This is a genomic window from Agrococcus pavilionensis RW1, assembly GCF_000400485.1.
GTDB lineage: Bacteria > Actinomycetota > Actinomycetes > Actinomycetales > Microbacteriaceae > Agrococcus > Agrococcus pavilionensis.
The window spans coordinates 20,313-27,625 of record NZ_ASHR01000047.1 but is presented as its reverse complement, the minus strand read 5'-3'; the positions used below and the strand labels follow the sequence as shown (position 1 = coordinate 27,625).

The following is a 7,313-nucleotide window of genomic DNA, read 5'->3' as shown; positions in this document are numbered from 1 at the left end:
AGCGGCACCCCGAGCGCCGTGAGGGCGACGAGGTCGAGCGCCGAGACGACGAGGCCGAACAGCGTCGTGACGACCCAGTATCGCTGCACGCCGGCCGCGAAGCGGTCGACGCCGCGCACGAGGTCGGGGTTGGTGATCGCGATGCGCTGCATGCGGTCGGGCAGCCGCATCGAGTCCCACGCGAGGAAGAAGATGACGACGAAGAGGGTCGCGACGAAGCCGAGCACGACGCCCGCGTCCGAGGCGAGCGCGCCCACGGTGCTCGCGATCGCGCCGGGGCTGAAGGCGTTCCGCAGCTGCTGGAGCGCCTCGTCCTCCGAGACGCCGAGCGTCTCGAGCCACGCGAGCGTCTCGCGGTAGAGCCGGTTGAACTCGCTCGAGTAGCCGGGCAGCTCGGTCATGAGCGACTGCACCGACCAGTAGATCGACCACAGCAGCGCGACGAGGAAGCCGTAGACCGTCAGCATCGACGCGAGCGCGGCCACGAGCCTCGGCGCGCCGATGCGCAGCAGCCACTGCTGCAGCGGCATGACGGCGATCACGAGGTTGAGGCCGAGGAAGACGGGGGCGACGAAGGATGCGACCTGGTTGAGGGCGATGAGCACGGCGATGACCGCGATCACCGAGATCAGCACGATGAGCGTGCGCGGGAGCGCCCACCGCTCGCGCGGCGGCTCGGCCTGGACCACGGGCGCCGGCTGCTGCCGCCGCTGCCACGGCCAACGCATCAGCGGAGCGCCCGCTCGCCGTCGCGGGGCGCGGCCTGCCGACCGCGGAACGCGTCCATCCCCTCGTTGACGCCCAACGCATCCGCCACCAGGTCGCCGAGCGCGGTCGGCAGCGCCTTGATCGCCGGCACGAGGCGCACGAGCGGCGGCAGCGCGAGCAGCGTGCGGCGCGACTCGATCGCCGCGAGGATCTGCGTCGCGACGCGCGCTTGCGACAGGATCGGCAGCAGCGCCGGCACCTTCGTCGTGACGCCGTCGAACATGCCGGTGTCGATGTAGAACGGCGCGACCGTGAGGGTCGTGATGGGCGAGCGCTCCTTGCGCAGCTCGGCCCGCAGTGACTCCATGAAGCCGACCGCGGCGAACTTGCTCGCGGCGTAGTCGGTCTGGCCCGCGACGCCGATGAAGCCGGCGGCGCTCGCGACGGTGACGATGCGCCCGCGGCCCGCGTCGCGCATCGCGGGCAGGAAGGCGCGCGCGACGAGGATGGGGGCGATCGCGTTGACGCGCATGGTCAGCTCGATCTGCGCGACGCTCAGCGAGGCGAGCGGCTTGCCCGAGATGACGCCCGCGTTGTTGACGACGACGTCGACGGGGCCGAGCATGAGCGTCTCGGCGGCCGCGAGCTCGATCGCGTCGGCGTCGGTGAGGTCGACGACGACGGCGGTCGCTCGGCCGCCCTCCGCGTCGATCTCGGCGACCACGGCGCGCGCGGCCCGCTCGTCGCGATCCCACAGCACGACGTGGGCGCCCTTCCGCGCCGCGGCGAGGGCGACGAGCCGGCCGATGCCGCTGCCGCCGCCGGTGACGACGATCCGCGTCGAGCCGTCGATGACGGTGTCAGAGCCCTTGCGCATCCGCGCCCCCTTCCAGCACTGCCTCGATGATGCCCGGTCTCGGCTGCGACAGGGCCCTCCGAAGGCCGGCGCGGTCGACCACGCGCTCGAACGGCCACCCGTAGGCGGCCGCGAGGTGCTCGAGGTCGACGTCGTGCGGGGTGCGCTGCACGCGCGCGAAGTCGCCCGGGTCGGCGCTGCCGGCGACCTCGAGCAGCTCGAAGAGGCTGCCGCCGTTGTCGTTGCCGACGACGATCTGCAGCCGCGGGCGCTCCTCCCCCGGCGGCACGTGCAGGCCGCCGGCCTCGTGCAGCAGCGCGAGGTCGCCGATGAGCAGCCGCGTGATGCCGCCCGCGCTCTCGCGCTCGAGCCCGACGGCGATGCCGGATGCGGTGCTGACGGTGCCGTCGATGCCCGCGAGCCCGCGGTTGGCGTGGGCGCGCACCGCCTTGGGGCCGGCGACGAGGTCGAGCTCGCGGATGAGCCGCGAGGCGGCGACGACGAGCCGGTCGTGCGGCCACGTGCGGTCCCACACCTGGCTCACGAGCTCGCGGCGGGTGATGGGGGTGCGGCCCTCCGCGAGCTCCGCCCGCGCGTAGTCGGCGCGCGAGAGCTCGGAGTCGGGCGCCGCCTCGGCGTCGCGCGCGTCGGCGAGCGCGCGACCGGCCTGCAGCCAGCGCTCGACCCACGCGCGGTCGGCGTCGTCGGGCTCGGCGGGCTCGACCTCGATGCGGCCGGCGAGCACGCGCGTGACGCCCGTGCCGCGCACGTTGTCCTGCCCGGCGCGGCCGAGCACGACGACCTCGACGTCGGGCCGGCGGATGAGCCCGGTCACCGAGCGCGAGAGGGTCGGATGGCCGAGCACGACGACGCGGCGCACCTCGTCGGCGAGCTGCGGCACGACGTCGCGCCCGTGCGGCACGAGCAGCGGGCCGAAGCGCGCGCCGGAGGTCGGCTCGGCGAGCAGCGGGGCCGCGAGCGCCGCCGCGACGTCGACGGCCGCGGGGCCCGCGTCGGCGCCCGCGATCACGACCGTGCGGGGCGCGGGCAGGAGCGTCGCGCTCGGCATCGGCGGCCGCTCGACGCGGTCGACGCGGCGGTGCGGCATCGGCTCGCCGCCCGAGAGCGGCTCGCGGAAGGCGATGTTGAGCTGCACGGGGCCGGGCTCGGTGTGCTCGCCGTCGCGCCAGCCCAGCGCGGCACGCACGGCACCCACGGCGTCGTCCTCGGGCTCGCGCAGCGCATCCGCCCCCACGTCGAGCACGACTCGAGCCGCATCGCCGAAGATGCCCGCCTGCCGGGTCGTCTGGTTGGCGCGGATGCCGTGCAGCTCGGCGGGCCGATCGGCGGTGATGGCGATGAGCGGCACGTCGCTGTGGTGTGCCTCGAGCATCGCCGGGTGGAGGTTCGCGAGCGCGGTGCCGCTCGTCACGACGATCGCGACCGGGCGGCGCGTCTCGCGGGCGAGCCCGAGCGCGAGGAAGGCGCCCGAGCGCTCGTCGATCCGCACGTGCAGGTGCAGCGCGCCCTCGCGCGCGAGGCGGGCAGCGGCGAGCGCGATCGCCTGCGAGCGGGAGCCGGGGCAGACGACGATGTCGCCGACGCCCGCATCGGCGAGCGCGGCGACGAGCCGGTCGGCGTAGGCGGCGGCGGGGAGGGTGTCAGGCACGCGCCGCGTCGCCGTCATCGGGCGAGCGACGGCCAGACCCGTCGGAGTCGTCGGGGTCGTCCCCGGCGTCGGGGCCCACGACCGGCCGGTCGGGACGGGTGTCGGTGCGAGGCGGGGTGCGCGGGTCCTCGTCGTCGAGCGCCGCGAGCTGCGCCTCGAGCTCGGCGATGCGGCGGTCAGCCTCCTCGTCGGAGACGAGGGTCGAGCGCGAGAAGGAGGGGTCGTCGTCGGGCGCCATCGGGCGCGCCGCCGAGCGGGGGCCCTTGCCCCACGCGAGCCAGCCGATCGCGCCGAAGACGGGCACGACGACGATGAGCACGACCCACAGCACGCGGTTGAGACGGCGGATGCGGCGGTCGTCCGTGACGGTGAGGTCGACGAGCGCGTAGACCGTCACCACGAGGGCGAGGATCGCGCCGGTGATGAGCCATCTCATGCCACCCACCCTAGGCCCGTTCCCTATGGCGCGGCTCTTAGACTTGAGCGCATGGGCCCCTCGATGCGCTACCTCGTCGTGCGCGCTGCGCTGTTCCTCGTGCCGTTCGCGCTGCTGATGATCGCCGACGTGCCGTGGCCGATCTCGCTGCTCGTCGCGCTCGCGTTCGCGTTCGCCGCGTCGATCGTGTTCTTCGGCAAGCTGCGCGACGAGGCGGCGCGCGACCTGCAGCGGATGCGTCAGGGCCGCAAGCGCGAGGGCGCCGGTCCCGACGACGCCGACATCGAGGACGAGGCGCTCGACGCGGGCGCCGCTCGGGACACCGGCGTCGCCCCGACCGCTGCCGCCGCGCGCGACGCGGACGCCGGTGCGGTCGACGCGAGCGCCGCTCGAGCGGACCTCGCCGATGCGGCACCCGACGTGCCGCCCGCCCGACCGACGGACGCGGCCGACGGGCCCGACGCATCCGGCCCTCGCCCCTGACGGAGCGCGCAGCGCCCTAGGCGCCGACGAAGCCCGCCGGGCCGCCCGAGATCGCGACGGCGAGGCCGACGCCGTAGAGCAGCGCCGTCATGCCGGTGAGGCCGAGCGCGGTGATGAGGTCGCGCGGCGTGCGCGACGTGATGACGATGACCATCGCCGGGCCCGCGAGCAGCAGCACCGCGAAGACGACGAAGCCGTAGGCGAGCGCGTACGAGAACACCCACAGGATGCCGAACGGCACGAGCATGAGCAGCACGTAGAGCGCCTTCGACGGGCCGCGGCCGAGCAGCGTCGCGAGCGTGCGCTTGCCGGCGGCGCGGTCGGTGTCGATGTCGCGCAGATTGTTGCACAGCATGAGCGCCGCCGAGATCGCGCCGATGGCGATGCCGAGCGCGATCGAGTCGTCGGTGATGCGGCCGAGCATCGCGTAGACGGTGCCGCACACCGCGACGGGGCCGAAGAAGAGGAAGGCCATGAGCTCGCCGAGCGCGAAGTAGCCGTAGGGTCGCTTGCCGCCCGTGTAGCCCCACGCGGCGACGATGCAGACGGCGCCGACCGCGAGCAGCCACCACCGGCCGCTCAGCACGACGACGGCGATGCCCGCGAGCGCGCCCGCGGCGAGGAAGCCGATCGCGACGTTCCGCACCGCCTGGGGCGCGGCCTTGCCGGCGCCGACGAGTCGGCCCGGGCCGACCCGCACGGCGTCGGTGCCCTTCACGCCGTCGGAGTAGTCGTTCGCGAAGTTCACGCCGATCTGCATGCACATCGCTAGCAGCAGGCACGCGATCGCGATGCCGAGGTGGTAGCCCTCGGCGTTGAACGCGGCGGCGGTGCCGAGCGCGACGGGGGCGACCGCCATGCCGAGCGTGCGGGGGCGGGATGCGGCGATCCAGTCGCGCGCGGTCGCGGGCGAAGGAGCGGTGCCGGCGTGCTGCGCGCGCTTGGCGGGGTTGCCGGAGCGGGGGTTGGCCATCGCCTTCGATGGTAGTCGCCGCGCGCACCGCTCGACCGGGCCGCCGCCCACCGACTCGACGCGTTCCCGCCGACTGGAGCCCTCGCAGCGGGTCCAGCGGGCGCGAGCGGGTCGGCTCGGCGAGAAGCGGCCGAGTCGAGCGCGGGTTCGATCGGCCCGCCGACCCGCTGCGCGGACCCCGTCTCGGCGCACGGACCCGAGATCTCGGGTCCGTGCAGCGGGATCGGGTCCGCGGAGACGCGCGCCTCAGCCGAACAGCCCCCGGCGGCGCCGCTCCTGCGTGCGGCTCGCGACGAGCCGCGTGAGGCGCTTGCGGTCGGGCTTGCCGGATGCCGTGGTCGGCATCACCGACACCGTCACGAGGTGGTTGGGGCGCGCGGGCTTGCCGAGCGCGTTGCCGACCGCCGCGCGGATCTCGGCGAGCGAGGGCTTGAGCGTCGTCACGACCGCCGGCACCTCGCCCCACTCGGGGTGCGGCGCCGCGACCACGACCGCGTCGGGCGCGAACGTCTGCACGACGTGCTCGACCGCCGCGAGCGACACCTTGATGCCGCCGGAGTTGATGACGTCGTCGATGCGACCCGAGACCTGCAGCAGCCCGCTGATGAGGCTGCCCGCGTCGCCCGTCTTGTACCAGCGCGTGCCGGAGCCGTCGACGACGAAGCGCTGCTCGGTGAGCGCGGGGTCGTCGTAGCCGTCGGCGAGCTGCGGCCCGGCGATCTCGATCTGGTCGGTGAGGCGCAGCTTCACGTCGCGCAGCGGCCGGCCGTCCCACACGCATCCGCCGACCGTCTCGGTCGCGCCGTAGGTACGGGTCACGCGCCAGCCGAGCCGCGCGGCGCGCTCGATGAGCCCGAAGGGCGCGCGCTGGCCGCCGAGCAGGATGCGGTCGAGCCGCGCGATCGGCCCGATGAACGAGCGGTCGAGCGCCGCCGCGTCGACGAGCCGCGCGAGCTGCGTCGGCACGAGCGACGTGTACTTCCGCTCGTGCTCGAGGCTCTGCACCGCCTCGACGAACGCCTCCGCGGTGAAGGCGCCCTCGGTGCGCACGAGCGGCGCGCCCGAGACGGCGTTGCGCCAGATGACGTTCTTGCCGGCGATGTACTGCTCGGGCAGCGCGAGCACCCACTGGCCGGGGCCGCCGAGCCGCTCGATCGCGGCCTCGGTCGACGCCTGCACGGCCTCATCGGAGATGATGACGCGCTTGGGCTTGCCGCTCGACCCGCTGGTCTCCACGACGATCGTCATCGCTCTCCTCCCCTGCTCGTGCGGTCCGTCCGGTCTCGGTGCTTCAGTAGTGCCACGGGTAGCCCGACCAGTCGGGCTCCCGCTTCTCGAGGAACGAGTCGCGACCCTCGACCGCCTCGTCGGTGCCGTACGCGAGCCGCGTCGCCTCACCGGCGAAGATCTGCTGCCCGACGAGCCCGTCGTCGACGGCGTTGAACGCGAACTTCAGCATCCGGATCGCCGTCGGGCTCTTCGTCAGGATCTCGCGCGCCCACTCGATCGCGGTCGACTCGAGCTCGGCGTGCGGCACGGATGCGTTGATCGCGCCGGCCGCGAGGGCTCGGTCCGCGCTGTACTCGCGGGCGAGGAAGAACACCTCGCGCGCGAACTTTTGCCCCGTCTGCCTGGCCATGTAGGCCGACCCGTAACCGGCGTCGAACGACCCGACGTCCGCATCCGTCTGCTTGAAGCGCGCGTGCTCGGCGCTCGCGATCGTGAGGTCGCACACGACGTGGAGCGAGTGCCCGCCGCCCGCCGCCCAGCCGGGCACGACCGCGATGACGACCTTGGGCATGAAGCGGATGAGCCGCTGCACCTCGAGGATGTGCAGGCGGCCGCTCCGCGCGGGGTCAATCGAGCCGGCGTCGGTGCCCTCGTAGCGGTAGCCATCGCGGCCCCGGATGCGCTGGTCGCCGCCCGAGCAGAACGCCCAGCCGCCGTCCTTCGGGCTCGGGCCGTTGCCGGTCAGGAGCACGACGCCCACCCGGCTGTCCTGCCGCAGGTCGTCGAGCGCGCGGTGCAGCTCGTCGACCGTGTGCGGGCGGAAGGCGTTGCGCACCTCGGGCCGGTCGAAGGCGACGCGGCCGATGCGGCCGTCGCGCGAGCGGTGCACCGTGATGTCGTCGTAGCCGGGCTCCGCGTCGCCCCACTCGGCGGGATCGAACAGGGGCGAGATGGTCAC

At 74.3% G+C, this 7,313-nt stretch carries 8 protein-coding genes; 1 reads left to right on the top strand and 7 read right to left on the bottom strand.

Annotated elements, in window-relative coordinates; all coding sequences use genetic code 11:
* From L332_RS0115900 to L332_RS29050, 4 genes are all read right to left on the bottom strand, one after another.
* Positions 1-728 (bottom strand): AI-2E family transporter (locus L332_RS0115900; protein WP_144061120.1); only part of this gene is annotated, 728 nt, incomplete at its 3' end.
* Positions 728-1,585 carry an SDR family oxidoreductase gene (locus L332_RS29060; protein ID WP_021011882.1) on the bottom strand — a complete coding sequence of 286 codons (858 nt, stop codon included), beginning with the start codon at positions 1,583-1,585 and terminating at the stop codon, positions 728-730. The genes L332_RS0115900 and L332_RS29060, both read right to left, overlap by 1 nt.
* Entirely contained in the window at positions 1,569-3,233 is a 1,665-nt protein-coding gene (menD, locus tag L332_RS29055; RefSeq protein ID WP_235045105.1) for a 2-succinyl-5-enolpyruvyl-6-hydroxy-3-cyclohexene-1-carboxylic-acid synthase, read from the bottom strand. Before menD ends, L332_RS29060 begins: the two co-directional genes overlap by 17 nt.
* Positions 3,226-3,669: a PLDc N-terminal domain-containing protein gene (locus L332_RS29050; protein ID WP_021011880.1), complete on the bottom strand. Its 444-nt coding sequence runs from the start codon at positions 3,667-3,669 to the stop codon at positions 3,226-3,228. The genes menD and L332_RS29050 overlap by 8 nt, the downstream gene beginning before the upstream one ends.
* A gap of 51 nt (positions 3,670-3,720) precedes the next feature.
* Here L332_RS29050 and L332_RS29045 point away from each other — a divergent pair, with 51 nt between their 5' ends.
* The gene (locus L332_RS29045) at positions 3,721-4,152 is read left to right on the top strand and encodes a DUF4229 domain-containing protein (protein ID WP_021011879.1); all 432 of its coding nucleotides are present in this window, start codon (positions 3,721-3,723) and stop codon (positions 4,150-4,152) included.
* A gap of 16 nt (positions 4,153-4,168) precedes the next feature.
* On the opposite strand, the gene L332_RS29040 is transcribed toward L332_RS29045, so the two are convergent.
* The 3 genes from L332_RS29040 to L332_RS29030 all read right to left on the bottom strand — a co-directional run bounded on the left by L332_RS29040 (position 4,169) and on the right by L332_RS29030 (position 7,313).
* Positions 4,169-5,125, bottom strand: coding sequence for a 1,4-dihydroxy-2-naphthoate polyprenyltransferase (locus L332_RS29040; RefSeq protein WP_021011878.1), 957 nt, complete (start codon positions 5,123-5,125; stop codon positions 4,169-4,171).
* Between the two features lie 246 nt (positions 5,126-5,371).
* On the bottom strand, positions 5,372-6,523 hold the full coding sequence (locus tag L332_RS29035; protein ID WP_268743644.1) for an AMP-binding protein: 1,152 nt from the start codon (positions 6,521-6,523) through the stop codon (positions 5,372-5,374).
* Positions 6,417-7,313 (bottom strand): 1,4-dihydroxy-2-naphthoyl-CoA synthase, encoded by an 897-nt coding sequence (locus L332_RS29030; protein ID WP_021011876.1) that lies wholly within the window; start codon positions 7,311-7,313, stop codon positions 6,417-6,419. Before L332_RS29030 ends, L332_RS29035 begins: the two co-directional genes overlap by 107 nt.